Origin of the sequence: Janibacter sp. GXQ6167 (assembly GCF_041365945.1) — a bacterium.
In the GTDB taxonomy this organism is placed as follows: Bacteria; Actinomycetota; Actinomycetes; order Actinomycetales; family Dermatophilaceae; genus JBGFSK01.
Genome location: NZ_JBGFSK010000001.1, coordinates 139,110 through 158,152 on the forward strand (window position 1 = coordinate 139,110; position 19,043 = coordinate 158,152).

16 protein-coding genes are annotated in these 19,043 nt (G+C 69.2%); 8 read left to right on the plus strand and 8 right to left on the minus strand.

Annotated elements, in window-relative coordinates; genetic code table 11:
- Window positions 1–174: 174 nt before the first annotated feature.
- Together AB8K43_RS00645 and AB8K43_RS00650 are read right to left on the minus strand one after the other, a co-directional pair.
- Complete coding sequence (locus tag AB8K43_RS00645; RefSeq protein ID WP_370890333.1) at window positions 175–2,301, minus strand: NAD(+) synthase; 2,127 nt, start codon at window positions 2,299–2,301, stop codon at window positions 175–177.
- Window positions 2,302–2,326: 25 nt separating this feature from the next.
- A complete protein-coding gene (locus AB8K43_RS00650; RefSeq protein WP_370890335.1) occupies window positions 2,327–3,262 on the minus strand; it encodes a LysR family transcriptional regulator in 936 nt (311 codons plus the stop codon).
- 85 nt (window positions 3,263–3,347) lie between these two features.
- Here AB8K43_RS00650 and AB8K43_RS00655 point away from each other — a divergent pair, with 85 nt between their 5' ends.
- The 8 genes from AB8K43_RS00655 (at window position 3,348) to AB8K43_RS00690 (ending at window position 10,049) form a co-directional block, all read left to right on the plus strand.
- Entirely contained in the window at window positions 3,348–3,608 is a 261-nt protein-coding gene (locus tag AB8K43_RS00655; protein ID WP_370890337.1) for a hypothetical protein, read from the plus strand.
- Between the two features lie 201 nt (window positions 3,609–3,809).
- The gene (locus AB8K43_RS00660) at window positions 3,810–4,445 is read left to right on the plus strand and encodes a B12-binding domain-containing protein (protein ID WP_370890339.1); all 636 of its coding nucleotides are present in this window, start codon (window positions 3,810–3,812) and stop codon (window positions 4,443–4,445) included.
- A gap of 8 nt (window positions 4,446–4,453) precedes the next feature.
- Window positions 4,454–5,191, plus strand: coding sequence for a CPBP family intramembrane glutamic endopeptidase (locus AB8K43_RS00665; protein WP_370890341.1), 738 nt, complete (start codon window positions 4,454–4,456; stop codon window positions 5,189–5,191).
- A gap of 15 nt (window positions 5,192–5,206) precedes the next feature.
- Window positions 5,207–6,277: an NAD(P)H-binding protein gene (locus AB8K43_RS00670; protein WP_370890343.1), complete on the plus strand. Its 1,071-nt coding sequence runs from the start codon at window positions 5,207–5,209 to the stop codon at window positions 6,275–6,277.
- Window positions 6,277–6,687, plus strand: coding sequence for a DUF2177 family protein (locus tag AB8K43_RS00675; protein WP_370890345.1), 411 nt, complete (start codon window positions 6,277–6,279; stop codon window positions 6,685–6,687). The genes AB8K43_RS00670 and AB8K43_RS00675 overlap by 1 nt, the downstream gene beginning before the upstream one ends.
- Before the next feature lie 28 nt (window positions 6,688–6,715).
- Entirely contained in the window at window positions 6,716–8,017 is a 1,302-nt protein-coding gene (locus AB8K43_RS00680; RefSeq protein WP_370890347.1) for an NAD(P)/FAD-dependent oxidoreductase, read from the plus strand.
- On the plus strand, window positions 8,014–8,817 hold the full coding sequence (locus AB8K43_RS00685; protein WP_370890349.1) for a DUF1365 domain-containing protein: 804 nt from the start codon (window positions 8,014–8,016) through the stop codon (window positions 8,815–8,817). Before AB8K43_RS00680 ends, AB8K43_RS00685 begins: the two co-directional genes overlap by 4 nt.
- A complete protein-coding gene (locus AB8K43_RS00690; RefSeq protein ID WP_370890350.1) occupies window positions 8,814–10,049 on the plus strand; it encodes a class I SAM-dependent methyltransferase in 1,236 nt (411 codons plus the stop codon). The genes AB8K43_RS00685 and AB8K43_RS00690 overlap by 4 nt, the downstream gene beginning before the upstream one ends.
- A gap of 132 nt (window positions 10,050–10,181) precedes the next feature.
- On the opposite strand, the gene ppdK is transcribed toward AB8K43_RS00690, so the two are convergent.
- The 6 genes from ppdK to AB8K43_RS00720 all read right to left on the minus strand — a co-directional run bounded on the left by ppdK (window position 10,182) and on the right by AB8K43_RS00720 (window position 18,694).
- Window positions 10,182–12,911, minus strand: a complete 2,730-nt coding sequence (gene ppdK, locus AB8K43_RS00695; RefSeq protein ID WP_370890352.1) for a pyruvate, phosphate dikinase — start codon at window positions 12,909–12,911, stop codon at window positions 10,182–10,184.
- A 157-nt stretch (window positions 12,912–13,068) separates the two neighbouring features.
- A complete protein-coding gene (locus AB8K43_RS00700; protein ID WP_370890354.1) occupies window positions 13,069–13,581 on the minus strand; it encodes an N-acetyltransferase family protein in 513 nt (170 codons plus the stop codon).
- A 45-nt stretch (window positions 13,582–13,626) separates the two neighbouring features.
- Complete coding sequence (locus AB8K43_RS00705; RefSeq protein WP_370890356.1) at window positions 13,627–16,104, minus strand: CHAT domain-containing protein; 2,478 nt, start codon at window positions 16,102–16,104, stop codon at window positions 13,627–13,629.
- A gap of 9 nt (window positions 16,105–16,113) precedes the next feature.
- The gene (locus AB8K43_RS00710; RefSeq protein ID WP_370890358.1) at window positions 16,114–16,587 is read right to left on the minus strand and encodes a hypothetical protein; all 474 of its coding nucleotides are present in this window, start codon (window positions 16,585–16,587) and stop codon (window positions 16,114–16,116) included.
- On the minus strand, window positions 16,584–17,171 hold the full coding sequence (locus AB8K43_RS00715; protein ID WP_370890360.1) for an RNA polymerase sigma factor: 588 nt from the start codon (window positions 17,169–17,171) through the stop codon (window positions 16,584–16,586). The genes AB8K43_RS00710 and AB8K43_RS00715 overlap by 4 nt, the downstream gene beginning before the upstream one ends.
- Window positions 17,168–18,694, minus strand: coding sequence for a S8 family serine peptidase (locus AB8K43_RS00720; protein ID WP_370890362.1), 1,527 nt, complete (start codon window positions 18,692–18,694; stop codon window positions 17,168–17,170). Before AB8K43_RS00720 ends, AB8K43_RS00715 begins: the two co-directional genes overlap by 4 nt.
- Window positions 18,695–19,043 lie beyond the last annotated feature (349 nt).

Below are 19,043 nucleotides of genomic sequence, written 5' to 3' on the forward strand. Positions count from 1 at the left end.
CGAATCTCCAGCTGAGGGCGCGGCACCGCGAAAAGTCTCCACGCCAGGGCTCAGCCGCGAAACGGGATGGCACAGCCCTGGCCGCCGACAGGGGTGCGGCTCGCCCGTCCATCCGCGCTGCTGGAGCAAGGCCGCGATATCACCCCGTCATGACCGCCATGCAGGGCGGGGCGCTCAGCTCGTCGGGACGTTGTCCTCGATGTCAGCGAGCCAGCGCGTACCCACCGCGTCGGATGGCATCCGCCAGTCACCGCGCGGCGAGAGGGTGCCGCCGGAGAGGACCTTCGGGCCATTGGGCAGGGCCGAACGCTTGAACTGATTGGCGAAGAAGCGTCGGACGAAGACCTCCAGCCAGTGGCGAATCGCGGGGAGGTCATACTCCGGGCGGGAATCCTGCGGGAAGCCGGGCGGCCACTCGCCCTGCTCGGCGTGGGCCCAAGCGTGCTCGGCGAGGAAGGCGATCGTCGCCGGCCGGGTCCCGCGCCGCAGGACGTGGTGCAAGGTGAAGTCGTGCAGGGCGTAGGGCCCGATCGTCCCCTCGGTCGATTGCGGCTTCTCGTCCCCCGTCGTCGGGACGAGTTCCGGGGTGATCTCCGTATCGAGGATCGAGGCGAGGACATCACCGGTCGCGCTGTCGTACTGCCCGGAGGAGATGACCCAGCGGATGAGGTGCTGCATCAAGGTCTTGGGAACTCCGGTGTTGACCGCGTAGTGACTCATCTGGTCACCGACACCGTAGGTGCACCACCCGAGTGCCAACTCCGAGAGATCGCCCGTGCCGAGGACCAGACCCCCGCGCTGATTCGCGATGCGGAAGAGGTAGTCGGTGCGCAGACCCGCCTGCACATTTTCGAAGGTGACGTCGTAGACCGAGCGGTCGTGGTCCGCGTCGGGGTCGAGGCCGAAGGGGTGGCCCATGTCTTTGAGCATCTGCAGCGCCGCCGGACGGATGTCGATCTCCTCGAAGGTCACCCCGAGTCGCTGCGAGAGCTCGGTGGCGTTGGACTTCGTGTGGGCGCTCGTCGCGAAGCCCGGCATGGTGATCGCGATGATGTCGGTGCGAGGGCGCTCCAGTCGGTCCATCGCCTTGGCCGCGACGAGCAGGGCTTGGGTGGAGTCCAGGCCACCCGAAACGCCGATCACGATCTTCGGGGACCAGGTGTCGGTCGCGATGGCACGCAGCCGCTGCTCCAGCCCACTGACCTGGATGTTGTAGGCCTCGTAGCAATCCTGGGCGAGGCGCTCGGGGTCATCCGGGACGAAGGGGAAGCGATCCACTTGCCGCATCAGCCCGAGATCGCCGGTCGGGGCATCGAGGACGAAACCCTCGACCCGGAACCCGCGGACCTGCTCATCGTGCGCCCGGCGACAGTCATCGAAGGTGCCCTGGCGCAGGCGCTCCTGGATGAGTCCGCCGAGGTCGACGTCGGCGATCGAGGACCGTGGGCCGGCGGGGAAGCGCTCCGATTCCGCGAGGAGGGTGCCCGTCTCGTAGATCATGGTCTGTCCATCCCAGGACAGGTCGGTGCTCGACTCCCCTTCGCCCGCAGCGGCATAGACATACGCGGCGAGGCAGGTCGTGGACTGCGCCCGGCAGAGCAGGTGGCGCTTGTCCGCCTTCGCCACCGTGATGGGACTCCCCGAGAGGTTGACGAGGACGGTTGCTCCGGCGAGCGCAGCCTGCGAACTCGGCGGGATCGGGACCCAGAGGTCCTCGCAGACCTCGACGTGGATCCGCAGATCGGGGAGGTCCTCGGCGGCGAAGATCAGGTCCGGCCCGAAGGGGACGAGGTCGCCAGCGAGGGATCCGGCGCTCGGGCCGAAGGTGAAGTCGTTGGGCTCGCGGTCACCACTGCGCTGGTCATCGCCCGGTGCGAAGTGGCGCCGCTCGTAGAACTCGCGGTACGTCGGCACGTAGGACTTGGGGGAGATCCCAAGCACGACGCCGCGATGGATCACGACCGCGCAGTTAAAGAGCCGGTTGCCGTGCCGGAGAGGGGCGCCGACCACCACGACGGGCAGCAGGTCCGCAGTCTCGTCCGCGAGCGCCCCGATGGCGCCTTCGACGTCACGGAGCAGGACGTCTTGCAGGAAGAGGTCATCGATCGCGTAACCGGAGAGGCTGAGCTCCGGGAAGACCGCGAGCGCCACCCCCTTCGCGTCGAGCTCGCGGACCATCGTCGCGATGGCGCTGGCATTGGCGAAGGGGTCGACCTGCTGGACCGGCAGGGTGCACGCCGCGATGCGGGCGAAGCCGTGACGGTAGAGGTTCGCAAAGTCCGCTCGCGCCTGGTCGCTCATGGCGCCGAGCCTAGCCCCGCGATGCTCAGGTGAGACGGTCGGCGCGAGCGGGACGGGGCCGCCGGCTGCGCCCGCTCGACGCGGCGACCTCGGTCAGGATCTGCACCGCGCGGCGGGCCGCCGGGTTGGCCTGCCCGGTGGGGGAGGTCAGCACGACAATGTCGCGCACGGGACTGGGCTCGGTGAGGTGGACTCGACGAACCGAGCGGGCGATACCGCGGCTCGCGAGGTCGGTCACGACGGTGATGCCCACGCCCGCTGCCACGAAGGCGATCGCGGAGTAGTGATCCTGCGCCTCGATCGCGAAACGCGGCGTGAAGCCGGCCGCCCGGCAGGCCCGTAACAAAATCGAGTGGGTGACCCCGGCGGCGATGTCATTGCTGATCCAGGTCTCGTCGGCGAGTTCGGCCATCGCGACGCGGCGGCGCCGGGCGAGCGAGTGGTCGACCGGGAGGAGTGCGACGAAGGGGTCAGTGACGAGCGGTGTGACGTGGTGCCCAGGGCGAATCGAGGAGGCCGGGTCATCGGGGACGATGTCGATGTCGACCGGTGGGCCATCGCCCGGGGCGAAGGCCTCGGTGAGGACGAGTTGCAAGGTGAGGTCTGGCATCTCGGTGAGCAACTGCCGGGCGAGGCGCGGCATCCACGCCGATCCGGCCGAGGAGAAGTAGCCGATCGAGAGCGATCCCTTGGTCCCGTCGCGCAACTCATCGACCACCGAGTCCACCCGGCGCACCTCCGCGAGCAGCCCTTCGCTCTCGCGAGCGAGCGTGTGAGCGGCCGCCGTCGGCTCGATTCCGCGTCCGCGGCGCTCAAAGAGGGTGAGGCCCGTCTCCTTTTGCAGTGCAGACATGTGTTGACTGACGGCAGAAGATGTCATGCCGAGATGGCTCGCGGCGGCACTCATTGAGCCAGATGCCATGACAGACAGGAAGATTCGCAGCCTGGAGGGGTCGATCACCCCTCCAGAATACCTAAGCAGCGCTTAAAGGTCATTAAGAAAAAGCAACTTGTCCTTTAGGAACGCGGCGAGGACGATTAATCACATGAACTGGTACAGCGCCTGGATGAACACCGTGATTGACCGCCGCATTTGGACCGCCCGCCACACCGGTGCCGGCTACGACGCCGACATGAAGCGGATGGCCGCCGAACTGAACGTCATGGGCCAAGACGACAAGGCGTCCCGCCTTCGTCGGGCCCGTAAGACCATCGTCTCCCCCGCCCGCAAGGAGTCGCTCGCGAAGTACCCGAGCCACCAGGTCTCGATGGCCGACCGCCACCACGCCAACCTCTCCAGCCGCTGACGACCACCCTTCGCCCTTCGGGCTAAGACCTGGGTCATCCAGCCAGGCTGCGTCGCACCATCTCTCAGGGACGAAACGCGAGTTCACGCGTTTCGTCCCTGACGCGTATCCGGGGGTGTGACCGAGCGCACCACCATTTCTCCAGCGCGCCACCCCCCTGGGGGTACTCCATCGACCGGCGGAGGGCTAGCGTCGGGCGATGTGACCCCTCAGGCGGTAGTTGACCCTGCGCGGGCGATCCTTGATGCCGCCGGTCGGCTCGATCAGGTGGCCCTACGCTCCTCCCTCGACGCCGCGGTGGACCAGTTCGGGGTCACCGCCGCTGTGACCGAGGTGATGATCCCCGCCCTGCACCGCATCGGTGAGGACTGGGCGAGTGGGCGACTGGGGGTCATGCACGAGCATCTGCTCTCCCGAGCGATCGCGACCGAACTCGATCGGCGCTCGAGCTACGAGCCGACCGCTAGCGCCCGGACCGCGCTGCTGGCGTGCCCTCCACGAGAACTGCACGATCTGCCTCTCCTCATGGCGTCCCTGCTCCTCCAGGAGCGAGGCTGGTCTACGGTCGTGCTTGGCGCGAGTACCCCGTGGCCCGCGATCGGGAGTGCGCTGCGCACGGTCAGGCCCGATGTGTGCATCCTCGCCGCGACCAGGCCGACGGCCTTCGCCGCCAATCTGACGGCGGTCGGCCAACTCGCTCGCCGCGCCCCGGTCTACCTCGGTGGTCCCGCCTCGACGCGGGTCGAACAGACCGTAGAGGACGTCCATGTCCTGCCGCTCGACCTCGCCGACGCCGTGACCTATCTCGACACCGTCGCCCTTCCCGCGCACGGTTAAGGTCGAGTATGGATAGTGGGTCTCCCCGGCGCGGGCCGATCGCCGAACTCAAAGCCTTCGGGCACGCCGCGCTGATCAACCCGGTCCCACGTGATCACTCCGAGCCGGACTCCGCCTTCCGCCGACGCCGGATCGTCGCCGGGATCACGCTGGTGCTCGGCGCTGCCGTCCTCGCCTTCTCCCTTCGCCTGCAGCCGGGCGACCCTCGCTTCTACGTCTCGACGGTGATCTTGGCGGTCGTCTGGGGTGGCGGAGCCTTCGCCTCGGGTCGGCTCCACCTTGGCCATGCGCACACCCGGGAAGGGGGGACCGACCGGCCGTACGTCCAAGCCTTCATCCTGGGCTTCGCCCTGCTTGGCCTCTTCCTCCTCGGGGCGTTCGTCGTCGCGAAGGTTCCCGCATTGAGGGGGCCGGTCGACGGGCTGCTCGACCACGCGCGGTTTGGCTCGTTGCCCTTCGTCATCGCGATCACGGCGATCAACGGGATCGCCGAGGAGCTGTACTTCCGCGGCGCTCTTTATGCGGCGGTCGGTCGCAAACACGCCGTGGCCATCACGACCATCGCCTACACCCTCGCGACCTTCGCGACCGGCAACCCGATGCTGGCGTTTGCCGCCGCCCTGCTCGGGCTGCTCGTTGGTCTCCAACGCCGCGTCACCGGCGGCATCCTCGGCCCGATCATCACGCACCTCGTGTGGTCGCTCGGGATGCTCCTCCTCCTGCCCCCGCTATTCAACCTCCTCTAAGAAGCGAGTCGATCGATGGCACCATCAGGCCCTACCGCCTCGAATCCTGGCCGAGCGCTGGTCACCGGCGTCACTGGATATATCGGATCGCGGCTCGTCCCGGTCCTGCTCGACGCGGGCTGGGAAGTCTCGGTTCTCACCCGCTCGGCGAGCCGCGTCGCGAAGGCTCCCTGGCGCGACCAGGTGGATGTGATCGAGGCCGACGCGACGGATACGGCGTCCCTCGCTCGCGCGATGGACGGCGTCGATGTCGCGTACTACCTCCTCCACTCGATGGATGGGAAGGGCGATTACCGCCGCCGGGACCGCCAGATGGCCTACGGGTTCGCCGATGCGGCGACCGAGGCAGGCGTGCGGCGAATTGTCTACCTCGGCGGCGTGCGTCCGCCGGGAGATCTCAACGACATGAGTGAGCACCTCGCCTCCCGGGCGGAGGTCGGGGAAATCTTCCTCGCGAGCGAAGTGCCCGCGGCCGTCGTGCAGGCGGCAGTGATCCTCGGGACGGGGTCGGCATCCTTCGAGATGCTCCGGCATCTCACGACGCGCCTGCCGGCGATGATCACGCCGAAGTGGCTCAACAACACGATTCAGCCCATCGCCGTTGACGATGTCCTCGCCGCCCTGACGGCCGCCGCCGACCTGCCGCCCGAGCACAACCGGACCTTCGATATCGGAGGGCCTGACGTCCTCACCTATGGCGACCTCATGCAGGCCTACGCGAAGACCGCTGGCTTGCGACCTCGGGTCATCGTCACCGCACCCGTCCTCACGCCGCGCCTCGCGAGCCTGTGGGTTGGGCTGGTCACCCCGGTCCCGACCGGCGTCGCGCAGCCGCTCGTCGGCTCCCTGATCCATAACGCCGTCTGCTCGGAAGACGACCTCGCCACCCTGCGGCCGGAACTGGCTGGCCGGCTTGGTGTCCGCGACGCCATCCGGCTCGCCCTTCGCGACCCGGCTGGCCTCGATGGTGAGGGGGCTAATGGCGGGCTCCCCGCGAGCGTGAGTTGGCCGACGGATCCGGACTGGGCAGGGCCACAGAGTTGGCTCCACCAGGTCCTTGGCGCCAGCGGACGAAGGGGGCAGTGATGATCGCCTGGATCGGACAGGGCGTGGTCGCGGCGGTGGTCTTTGGGGTGCTCGACTGGCTGTGGCTAGGCAAGATCGGCCGCCCGCTCTATGACAAGCACCTCGGGTCGATGCTGGCGGACAAGCCGAACATGACGGCGGCACTCCTCTTCTATGTCATCTTCATCGCCGGCCTCGTCCACTTCGTCATCCACCCCGCCGTCGCCGATGGGGGCGTCCCGAAAGCGCTGTTGCAGGGGGCGATCTTTGGCCTGGTCACCTACGCGACCTGGACCCTGACGAACCTCGCGGTCCTCGAGGGCTTCCCGTCCGCGCTGGTGCCGATCGATCTGGCCTGGGGCGTCGTGATCAGTGCCAGCACGGCGGCGGCGACGGTTGCCGTGGCGCGGGTGGTCCCCCTTCTCCAGTGACCGACCGCGACGCGACACAATGACGGGCATGGCAGATACCCCGAGCAGACGCACCGCGGTCATCGGGTCGGGGGTTTCGGGGCTGACCAGCGCGTACCTGCTGAGAAGCCGTGATCGGGTGACGCTCTACGAGGCCGACTCGCGCCTCGGCGGGCACGCCCACACCCATGCGCTGACGAGCGTCGATGGTGAGCCGCTCGGGATCGATTCCGGCTTCATCGTGCACAACGAGCGCACCTACCCAAACCTGCTGCGCCTCTTCGCCGAGCTCGACATCCCGCGCCAGCCGACGGTGATGTCGATGAGCATCAGCGTGGCCGATGAAGGCCTTGAGTACGCCGGGGGCTCGGGCGCGGGGGGCATCTTCGCGCAGCGCCGCAACCTCCTGCGCCCGAGGTTCGTGCGGATGCTCACCCAGGTCAAGCGCTTCCACCGCCTGGCCGAGCGCTTCCTCGCTACGAGCGATGACAGCGACCTGACGATGTACGGCGATTGGCTTGCCGCGCATGGGTTCTCTGACGACTTCGTCCGCTGGTACGCGATGCCGCTGGTCGCCTGCGTCTGGTCCTCGGGTTCGCAAACCTCGATGCGATACCCGGCGCGCAGCCTCTTCACCTTCCTCGAACGGCACGGCATGTTGACCGTCACCGGATCGCCCCAGTGGTACACGGTCTCCGGCGGATCGCAGACCTACGTCCGGGCGGTGGAGGCGGCACTGATCCGCGCCGGGGCAACGATCAAGGTTGGAGCGGCGGTCACCGGCGTCGCGCGCCCAGTGAGTGGCGGGGTGGTGATCACCGATGAGTCCGGGAGTCAGGAGTCGTTTGATCGGGTCGTCATCGCGACCCATGGGGACCAGGCCCTGCGGATGCTGGAGGACCCGAGCCCGGTCGAGCGCGAGGTGCTCGGCGGCTTCCACTACTCGATCAACCACGCGGTCCTTCACACCGACGACTCCCTGCTGCCTCGGAGCGAGCGGGCGCGGGCGAGTTGGAACTACCGCGTCCCGGGCCGCGACGTAGATGCTCCTCCGGTCGTCACCTACTGGATGAACCAGCTCCACGACCTGCCGAAGGAGGAGCGTCCCTACCTCGTCACCCTCAACGGCGGCGACCTCATCGATCCCTCGAAGGTCATCGCCGAGATGGATTACACGCACCCCATCTACGACGGTCCGGCGCTGCGGGCGCAGCGGCGCCTGGGGGAGTTGACGTCGTCAACGACGGCGTACGCGGGGGCGCACCACGGATGGGGCTTCCACGAGGACGGCTGCCGCTCGGGGGTCGAGGCGGCCGCGGCCTTCGGCGCGGGCTGGGGCGTCGATCCGTGACCGCGACCGCGCTGCGGGTGACTCCGCCTGAGGTCCCCGCGCTCGTCGTCGGGAAGGTGAGCCACGCGCGGCGGGCTCCGGTGGAGCACCGCTTCGTCTATCGCCACCACGCCTGGCTCGTCGACCTGCCCGATCGCGACGAGAGGGAGCCTGCGGAGCGAGCCCTCGGGTCCTGGACGGGGCCGAGCGCGCTGCTGCGCCGCGGAGTGCGCTTCGACCCGGCGGACCACCTGGATGCCGGACGTCTCGGGGGCGGGATCCGGGGCGATCTGGGGCGCTATCTCGCGCGGCGTGGCATCGAGCTGCACGCGAGCGACCGCGTGCTGATGCTCGCCCAACCCCGATCCGCGGGCTACGTCTTCAACCCCTTAAGCGTCTACTGGGTGATCACGACCGACAGCGTCGTGCGCGCCATCGTCGCCGAAGTCCACAACACCTACGGTGAGCGCCACGCCTACCTGCTTGATCCCGACGCGGAAGGGCGCAGCGAGACCGATAAGGCCTTCTACGTTTCCCCCTTCAACGATGTCGAAGGGCGCTACCGGATCCGCACGACCCTGCGTCCCGACCGGGTCGCGGTGAGCATCGCGCTCGAGACCGACGACGGCCCCCTCTTCTCCGCCTCGGTAAGCGGGCGACCTGCAAGACTCACCCCAGCCCGGCTCGCGAGAGTCCGGCTCACTCAACCCGGCGGGTCCTACCGCACTCAGGCCTTGATCCGCGCGCACGGGATCTGGCTGTGGCTGCGGCGCCTGCCGGTGCGAGTCCGCCCTAGCCATGACGAGGAGTCCGTCCGGTGACCACGATCAGCCAGCCCATCTGCCTGCGGCGACCGTCGCTGGAGAAGTGGTGCCTGCGGCGGTACCTCGCCCAGGCGATCGTCGGTCGGGTCCTCGCGCGGGTCCCGGTGCGCGTCGTGCTGCCCGGCGGTCGGGCGATGGGCAGCGATGACCCGCGACTGCCGGAGATTGAGATCGTCGACGAGATCGCGGCCTTCGAGCGCCTCGCCCATCACCCGAAGATCGGGCTCGGCGAGGCCTACATGGCCGGGGAGTGGCGCGCCGCCCCAGGTACCGATCTCGTCGAGGTGCTGCAACCCTTCGCCGAACGCATGACCTCGGCGATCCCGCCGAGCCTGCTGCGGATGCGCGGGGTCGTCGACCGGGCGATCCCCCGTGGCCACCGCAACACGCTCGCGGGCTCACGGCGCAATATCGAGGCGCACTATGACCTCAGCAATGACCTCTTCGAAGCCTTCCTCGACCCGAGCCTGATGTACTCCAGCGCCCTCTTCGACGACACGACGCCGTGGGCGGAGCAGTCGCTCGAAGAGGCGCAGTATCGCAAGGTCGGGCGGGTGCTCGACCTCGCGCGAGTGGGCGAAGGGAGTCGCGTCCTGGAGATCGGCACCGGGTGGGGGGCCCTCGCGATCGAGGCCGCCCGCCGTGGGGCGCAGGTCACGACACTCACGCTCTCCCGGGAGCAGGCCGCGCTCGCGCAGGAGCGGATCGACGCGGCCGGCCTCACCGACCGGATCGACGTGCGGATCGAGGACTACCGCGAATCCACCGGTCAGTACGACGCGGTGGTCTCGGTCGAGATGATCGAGGCGGTCGGTGAGGAGTATTGGCCGGCCTACTTCGCGACCATCGACGAGCGCCTCGCGCCGGGTGGGGTCGCGGTGATCCAGGCGATCCTGATGGCGCACGAGCGCTACCTCGCGACCCGGCGCTCCTATGGGTGGATTCAAAAGCACATCTTCCCGGGCGGACTGATCCCGTCCGAGCAGGCGATCGAGGAAGTCTGCGCCGAGCACACCTCCCTTCGCCTCACCGACTCGGCCACCTTCGGGCAGCACTACGCGCACACCCTGCGGCGCTGGCGGCAACGGTTCGACGAGCAGTGGCCGCAGATCGCCGGGCATGGCTTCGATGAGGAGTTCCGGCGGAAGTGGGAGTTCTACCTCGCGTACTGCGAGGCCGGTTTCGCCGCGGGTTACCTCGACGTCGCCCACCTCACCCTGACGCGTTAACTGTCGGTGGGCGCGGTTATATCCGCGGCGCTTGGCGATAACCGGTGCGCTAGTTGACGCGGGCCGCATAAGAAGGGGGTCTCCCGTCGCGTGGTGCGAGCGGGAGACCCCCTTCTTAAGAGGCGGCGCTGATCAGGCGCTGGCGCCCGGGCCGGACTTGCCCTCCATCACCGCGGCGCGTCCTGCCTCCAGCCGCGCGACCGGGACGCGGAAGGGGGAGCAGGAGACGTAGTCCAGGGCGTGGTCGTGGAAGAAGTGGATCGACTCGGGGTCGCCACCGTGCTCACCACAGACACCGGTCTTGAGCTCGGGCTTGACCGAGCGACCGCGCTGGACGCCCGCGTCGACGAGCGAGCCAACACCGAACTGGTCGAGCGTCTCGAAGGGGGAGATCGTGAGGACTCCGTTGTTGTAGTAATCGGTGAAGAATTCGGTCTCCACGTCATCGCGGCTAAAGCCCCACGTGGTCTGGGTGAGGTCGTTGGTGCCAAAGGAGAAGAAGTCCGCCGACCGCACGATCCGGTGAGCAGTCATCGCGGCGCGAGGGAGCTCGATCATGCACCCGATCGGCAGGTCGAGGGTGACGCCCGCGTCCTTCCCGACCTCCGCGAGGATCGCCTCGGCCTCTTCGCGGACGAGTTCCAACTCCCGGACCGAACCGACGAGCGGGACCATGATCTCCGGCTGCGGGTCCAGGCCCTTGCCGCGCAGTTCGACGACGGCCTCGGCAATCGCGCGGATCTGCAGCGCGAAGAGGCCGGGGAACTTCAGGCCGAGACGCACGCCGCGCAGGCCCAGCATCGGGTTCTGCTCGTGGGTCGCGCGCACGGCCTCGAGGACCTCGCGATCCCGGTCGACCTCAGGGCCGGACTCGCCCCGCTCCTCGGCCAGCGCCACCTTGACCGACAGGTCGGTGATGTTCGGGAGGAACTCGTGCAGCGGCGGGTCGATCAGCCGGATCGTCGTGGGCAGACCGTCCATCACGGTCAGCAACTCGACGAAGTCGGCGCGCTGCAGCGGGAGCAACTCGTCGAAGGCGGCCTGCCGGTCCGCGTCGTCCTTGGCGAGGATGACCCGCTCGATGAAGACGCGGCGCTCACCGAGGAACTGGTGCTCGGTACGGCAGAGGCCAATGCCCTCGGCGCCACGGGCGCGGGCGCGCTGGGCGTCTTCACCGGTGTCGGCGTTGGTGCGCACCCGCAGGCGGCGGCGGTTGTCGGCGTGGGTCAGCAGCCGGTCGACGGCCTCAACGAGCTCGCGGACCTCTTCGTCCTGGCCGACCTGCTCCATCGCGGCGTCCATGCCCTCGGCGATGTAGGTCATCACCGGGGAGTCGACGACCGAGACATCGCCGAGGAAGACCTCGCCGGTCTTGCCGTCGATCGCGATGACGTCACCGGCGTTGATGACCCGCTCGCCGACGCGGATCTCCTGCTTCGGGACATCGACGGCGAGTTCGTCGGCGCCGACGACCGCGCACATGCCCATGCCGCGGGCGACGACGGCGGCGTGGGAGGTCTTGCCACCGCGCGCGGTGAGGACACCGGCGGCAACGACCATGCCCGGCAGGTCCTCGGGAGAGGTCTCCCGGCGCACCAGGATCACATCGGCGCCAGCCTCGGTCCGCGCGATTGCCGTGGCGTTATCGAAGACGACCTCGCCGACGGCGGCACCCGGGGAGGCGCCCATCCCGACCGCGAGGAGGTCGCGCTCGGCGTCCTTGTCGAACTGGGGGAAGAGGAGTTGGTTCAGCTGGTCCCCGGTCACCCGCTCGAGGGCCTCGTCCATCGTGATCAGTTGCTCATCGACGAGCTGGGTCGCGACGCGGAAGGCGGCGGCAGCGGTGCGCTTGCCGACGCGGGTCTGCAGCATCCAAAGGTGCCCGCGCTCGATCGTGAACTCGATATCGCAGAGGTCCCGGTAGTGGGTCTCGAGGCGACGCATCGCCTGGCGCAGTTGACGGTACGACGTCGGGTCGAGCCGCTCGAGGTCGGCGAGGGCGAGGGTGTTGCGGATCCCGGCGACGACATCTTCGCCCTGCGCGTTCGGCAGGTAGTCGCCGTAAACGCCCGAGTGACCGCTCGCGGGGTCACGGGTGAAGCAGACGCCGGTGCCAGAGCCCTCGCCGAGGTTGCCGAAGACCATCGCCTGGACGTTGACGGCGGTGCCGAGGTCGTCCGGGATGCGCTCGCGGCGACGGTAGATCCGGGCCCGCTCGGTGTTCCAGGACTTAAAGACGGCCTCGATGGCCTGGTCGAGCTGTTCGCGCGGGTCTTGGGGGAAGGGGGCGCCGGACTCGCGCTCGACGATCTGCTTGTACTCCTCGACGATGCGCTGCAGGTCGAGGACGCCGAGGTCGATATCGCTTTGCGCTCCGACGAGTTCCTTGCGGGCGTCGAGCGCGTCGGAGAAGAGGTCGGAGTCGATGTCGAGCACCGTCTTGCCGAACATCTGGATCAGGCGGCGGTAAGAGTCCCACGCGAAGCGCTCGTCGCCGGAGAAGCGGGTGAGGGCCTGGACCGTCTGGTCGTTGAGGCCGACATTCAAGACGGTCTCCATCATGCCCGGCATGGAGAACTTCGCCCCCGAGCGCACCGAGAGGAGCAGCGGCTCGTCCTTGCTGCCGACCCGGCGACCGATCTGGTCCTCGACGCCGCGTAGGCAACGGGTCACTTGGACGCGCACCTGGGCGGGGACCTCACCGGTCTTTAGGTACTCGCGGCAGGCATCGGTCGAAATGGTGAAACCGGGCGGGACTGGCAGCCCCATGTTGACCATCTCGGCGAGGTTGGCCCCCTTCCCGCCAAGCAGATCCTTCTGGTCGCGGTTTCCCTCGCTGAACATGTAGACGTACTGCGTCATGCCGGCAGGCACCTTTCCTCGGCGTCATCGCCCGTGTGACCGCGGGTCGCGCCGCGGCCTCGCGGGTGCGCAGGCAGGTGTGCGCACTGGCTCTTATCTTGCCACTGCGTCGTCGGCCGTTACCCGGCGGTTCGGGAGGGCGGAAGGGGGGCTGATCTCAGCGGGATGTGCCGAGCGCCGTGAGGGCTTCGCCGCTCAGCCGCTGGGTGGTCCACTCATCCATCGGGACGGCGCCGATCGAGCGGTAGAAGGCGAGCGAGGGCTCGTTCCAGTTGAGGACCGTCCAGTCGAGGCGCGGATAGCCCCGCTCGACGCAGATCGAGGCGAGCGTCGCGAGCAGGTCTTTGCCGATACCGCTCCCTCGGTGCGCCGGGTCGACGTAGAGGTCTTCGAGCCACACGCCGTTGCGCCCGGTCCAGGTGGAGAAGGTGAGGAACCACAGGGCGATCCCAAGCAGGCGACCGTCGCCCCCTTCGGCCGGCTCCGCGACGTGGGTCCAGGCGGTGGGATGGCCATCGGTGGGGAAGAGGACGCGGTGCAGGTCCTCTTCGCTCGCTTCGACGGCATCCGGCTCGCGCTCGTAGGTCGCCAGTTCGCGGATGAGGCGCAGGATCTCGGGGACATCGCGCGGCTCGGCCGGGCGGATCACGAAGGAACTCACGCGGGTCATCATGACTCATCCGAAGGGCGCGCCCGGATCCGCCACCGCGGGAGGTCAGGGGAGCCAGGTATCTCCGAAGAGGATGAAGCCGCGCATCTGCGGATGATCGCGATGCATGGCGGAGAGCGCGGAGGCGGCATCGACCCCGCTGGCGAGAGCCCGGTGATAACCGATCATCGCCTCGGAGGCGGTGGCGTCGTCCACCGGGGTCACCGATGCGAGCACGCTGCGCACCCCGAGATGGTGCAGCGCAGCGGTGAGGCCGAGCGCCTCATCCCCGGGCCGTACCCGGGAGCGTCCGACATCGCAACACGACAAGACGACATGCTCCGAGCCCAGGACCGACGGGAGTTCGTGAGCGAAGGTCGGCCCATCGGCGAGGCGCAGCGAGGCAAACATCGGATTCTGCTCCTCATGCGTGCCATGGGCCGCGAGGTGGACGAGGCGGGCCTCGTGAAGGGCGTGCGCCAGGTGCTCCCCCGTGGCGTGCCCGGCAGGCTGAGGTGTCCCCCAGACATCGGCCACCGCGGCACACTCGGCCGAGGCGCCGAGCGGTCCGGGTCCGGAGAGGGTGACGACGGACTGCGGCGGTGGATCATCGTGAGGCGCCCCGACAGCCCACCGCGTCGCCGATGCGATCACGGCGAACGGACGGGCCGCGAGGCTCGGGAGGCACCCCCACGGCAGCGAGGCGAGGGTCGGGGTTGGTTCGATGAGGACCAGGTGATCTGCGGGAAGGTCCGGGATAAGCACGGCGAGGGCATCGGCGTCGTCACGCACAGCTGCGATGACCCGGTCGGACAGTCCAGGAACGTGGTGGGTCAAGGCCGCGGCCCGGGCGTCGCCGATGAGTTGCTCGGCGAGCTCGCGCCACTCGTCCGTGGGGCCGAGGGTCGCCAGATCGATCGAGTTCGGCGTCACCGTGAGCCGGTGGAGGTCGCCATCGGTGTCGACAAACGAGACGAGGGCGGCGCGGCGCATCGCCAGGTGTCCCCTCGCGGCGGCCAGGTCGAGGGGGCTCGTCAGGGGGGCTGTGCTGGGGTCTGACTCGCGCTCGAGGACATCGGACCACCGCAGGGTTTCGATCCGTTCGCGCAGCGCGGCGATCTCGCGACGGTGCGCGGACGTGTCATCGCCGGGGCCGACGGTGAGCGCGCGCCGGAGGTGGCTGATCAACCGAGCCGTCCGCGGGCTGGGCCCCTCCCCCTGGCCCTGGGACGAAAAGGACCGGGCCCGCCACCGTTGCGTCGCAGCGAAGAAGGCGATCGGGTCGTTGTCTCGGCGCGCTGCCGCGAGATCGAGCCTGGCCGCGCGCCGGGCATGGATGGCAAGGGCGGCCCGAGTCTCCAGCCCAGTGACCGCGCCCTGTCGGACAGCGAGCAGGTTCGAGGCCCGCTGAGCGACCTCCCGACTGGCCTCACGCTCACCCCCGGCCTGCGCGACCAGCATCTCCAGATGGCAGCGGGCCAACACCTCGGCCGTGCCGTGAGGCGGGCGCGCCAGGAGATCGGCGAGGTCGGCCCGGGCCTGCTCGAGGTCGCCCGCGGCGACCTGCGCTTCGATCCGGACGGCGAGGAGGTCGCTGAACCAGGGTCGGGTCGGTTCCCAGGAGCGCTTGAGCCGATCCGTGAGGTCGAGGGCCGGGGCCAGGTCTCCGGTCAGCACGTCGATCCACGCCCGGGAAAGCAAGGCGCGTTCGGTCGAGTCGCGGGCGGCCCGGCCCGCTAACGATTCAATCGCCCGGTCGGCCCAAGAGCGAGCGCGCGGGTAGTCCTCACGCACGAGGGCGCACCGCGCGAGGTCGGCGAGGACATCGGCGTGGACGATCGGCTGGCCGTCATGCTCGGCGCGGTGGAGGGCCTGCTCCAAGAGTCGGGCCGCCCGCTCGATCAGGCCGGCATCGACCAACACGAGCGCTCGATCGAGGTCCGCGCGGGCCCGCGAGACGGCGGTCGGGAGGGCGGCCGCTTCGTCCATGAGCCGCAGTGCGAGGGGGAGGTCATCGGCGACATAGGCGACGCACCCCAGGTTGTGCCGTGCCTTGAATTCCTGAGCGATCGACCCGCTGTCGACCGCCAGGGTGAGCGCGTGGGTGAGGTCCGCCCGGGCCGCCTCCACGTGATGAAGGGAGAGGTGCGCCAGTCCGCGGTTGAGCAGCGCCGAACAGTGCTGGCGTGGGGTGAGGAGGTGTTGAGCCTCTTCCAGCCCGGCTAGCGCATGGAGAGCAGCCGGCCAATCCGCGGTGTGGGTGTGGATCGCCGAGGCCTGGATCGCCGTGAGTGCCAACACGGTGTCGGACCCCGAACTCTGCGCCAACGCTCGCGCTCGGCCCAACTCAGCGAGCGCCTCCTGCGGACCCGTCAGCATGAGCAGGCTGAGCGCGCGCGTGGTCCGAGCCCGCGCTTGCAGGACCGGGTCGGCGGTGCTCTCGATGGCTTGTCGAAGGAGGTCGTCGGCTCGCCCGTACTGCCCGATGGAGTTGAGGTGGACCCCTTCGTGAAGGAGCGCCTCGAGCGCATCGCGTGCGTCCATCAGCGGTGCTCAGATCTCAATGACCGGGCTGATCACCGGCCGCTGGCCGCCCTCCTCCGAGCGGAAGATCAGATGGACCAGACCTCGTTCGACCCGGTCGAAGGTAAACCGCCCGTGGGAGTCGACGGCGACCTCCTGACGGCGCGAGCGCTCGCGCAGTTCGACGATGTCGGTCCCGGTCGACCAGCCGCGGATGCGGGCGATCCCAGGCTCCAACTCATCGATCTCGATCATCGCGGTGACGTCCTCGGCCGTGAAGGTCAAGGTCGTCACGCGCTCGTACTCCGTCGAGCGGATCGCGAGGTCAGGGGCGTCAGCGAGGTGAGCGAGCTCGGCATCGAGGGCCTGAAGGGTGACCGCGATCCGGCACCGCTCGGCGAGGTCAGGGGGTACCGGGTCGGCGAGCAGGATGTCGCCGCGTAGGGCATCGAGGATCCGTTGATCCTCGGCGTCGAGGGGTTGCTGGGCCTCATTGGGACTCATGCGGACTCACCCCACGTCGGGTCGGCGGCGAGGCTGCTTCGCAGTTTGGCGAGGCAACGGCCGCGGGTTGGTCCGATACTGCCGACCGGCATATCGAGCGCTGCGGCGATCGAGCGATAGTCGGGGCGGTCGGCGAGCGCCACGAGGCGGAGAAGCTCCTGGCATCGGTGCGACAACTGGGCCAGGTGACGTAAGACCACGGAGTCCGTCTCCGCCGCGACCACCGTGTCGAGCGGGCTCGGCGCCGGATCGATGGGATCGAGAAGGTCCTCGGGCTGGAGTCGGGTGGGGGCATCGCGGCGCGCGCCGTGGCGGGCACGCCACGCACTGCGGCGCGTGCTGACGAGGAGCCACTGCAGGACCGCGGTGGGTTCGTGAATTGTGTCCGCGCGTTGCCAGAGGCTCACCCACGTGCCCTGGACGATGTCCTCGGCGGTGGCGTGGTCGACACCCTGGCACCGGGCGGTGTGCCAGAGCAGTGGCGTCGCGGCCTCGATGAGCGTGGCGAACGCGGCGTCATCGCCCTCGAGATAGGCCGTAAAGGCATCCGCGAGCCGAGCGGCGAGACCGGTAGCAGTGCTCATGGCTGCACCTCCAGACATCGCGCGAGGGCCGCGCGGCCCCGCTCGATCCGGGCCCCGGCGTTCCCCCCTTCGCCTAGCGTCCGGGCGATTTCGCCGGCGAGGACGGGAGCCGCGAAGGACGTCCCAGTCCAGGTGCCGAACCCACTCGAGAAGAGGTCGGGATCGACGCTGCCGCGGGTCGGCAGGCCCGTCGGGGTGTGTTCCTCCGACGGCCTGCCAGCCGCGTCGAGGGTGACCGGCAGGGTGCTCACCACGCGGGTCCCCGGCCGGTAGGTCGTCACCCAATCACCGGTGTTGGAGTAGGTCGAGACGGTGCCAGGCCCAGGATTGCGAGCACCGACCGCGACGAGCGGCGCACCGGAGGTGAGCTGGCCCCCGAGGGCGGCGGGATAGAAGGGGGTCGCCGTTGCGCTGTTCCCTGCCGCCGCCACGACCGTGACTCCCGCATCGGTCAGCGTCCGGAGCGCCCGGATGAGGGCGTTTTCGTCATCGAAGCTGCCCGGGGTCTCGTGGTAGTAGCCCCACGAGAGGACCACAACATCGATCGGTCGGGCGGTGCCGGTCTTGAGCGCGTGGAGGTGTCGCAACGTGAGGGCCTCGAGCGCGGCGAGCAACTCGGACTCGGCCGCTGCGCCGTCCCCCGGCATGGCGGCGATCGGGAGGAGGGTCGCCTCGGGGCAGACCTGACGCACTAGCCCGGCGATGAAGGTCCCGTGGCCGGCGACCCGATCGAGTCGGCCGACGAGCGGGTCCGTCGTCACCCCGCGGTCCTCGGGGTCGGTGGCGGGGTCTGGTGATGGCCAAATCGGCAAGCCGTCGATCTGCGGGGTGCGCTCGACTCCGTGCTCAAACCAGGGGTGCCGGCCGAGCCCGGTGTCGACGATCGCGACCACGGGGCCATCATCTGGCGGTGGTGGCGGGACCGGGCCGAGCCAGGTCGCGGGGCCGCGGCTCGCCGACGAACCCCAGGGGCCCGAGGCTCCGTCGCCGCTCGTGACGCCATCGCCGTAGCCGACTCCGTCGCCGTAGCCCACGCCGTCCCCGTACCCGACACCATCTCCGTACCCAGCGGAGACGACGACGTGATCGAGTTGTACCTGCGCCGCGACGGCACGGTCGGTCGAGCGGAGGTGTTGCAGGACGTCCCAGGCGTCCAGGGCAGGCGTGACGGATGCCGCCGACCTCCGCAGGCGCACGCGGGTGTGGGTCGCGCGCTCGTGATGCTTGCCGAGGTCGCCGCGCCGGGCGATCGGAGCGGACCGGTCCTCACCGACATCGAGGGTGTAACCCAAACGCTCGGCCAGAGACGCGAGGCGGCTCACCCCCTTCGAGGCTCCGCGGGCTGGCGATCCCGCCAACAGCAGGGTGTCGCCGACGTACAAGGTCGGCGCGAGCGGAAGGTCGTCGGCGAGGCTGGACGCGCTCGCCGGGTCGAGCTGGCGCACTCGGAGTCGGCCGACGGCGGTCGTCGGGACGGCAAGGCGCGGCGTGGGCCGCAATCCGGGGCTCGGGGTGGAACTCATCGGCGCTCCTGGCTGTGCGACGAGCACCTCGCGTCAGGAAGGGGGGACCCATCGTGGCGGCGGCGCTCGTCCTAAGGGTAGTGAGGGGTGAGGCGGTATGGGGAGGAGTCGGGTCGCGCCAGGCGTGATACGTCCGCGCCGCTTCGACCTCCTGGTGCCCCGGGACGGTGACGAAAAAAATTTGCCCGCGGCAGGTATCAGCCGGTGGGAGACCGGACTCTTCCCGGACGTCACCAGCGCATCGGATCCGACAGGGATGGTGCGGATACGGCCCGTTGGGGATCGGGCGTCCCCACGTGATGTGGGCGATGGGCGCTGGTGACTTCGCCCCAGTTCTGGTCCGGTGGAG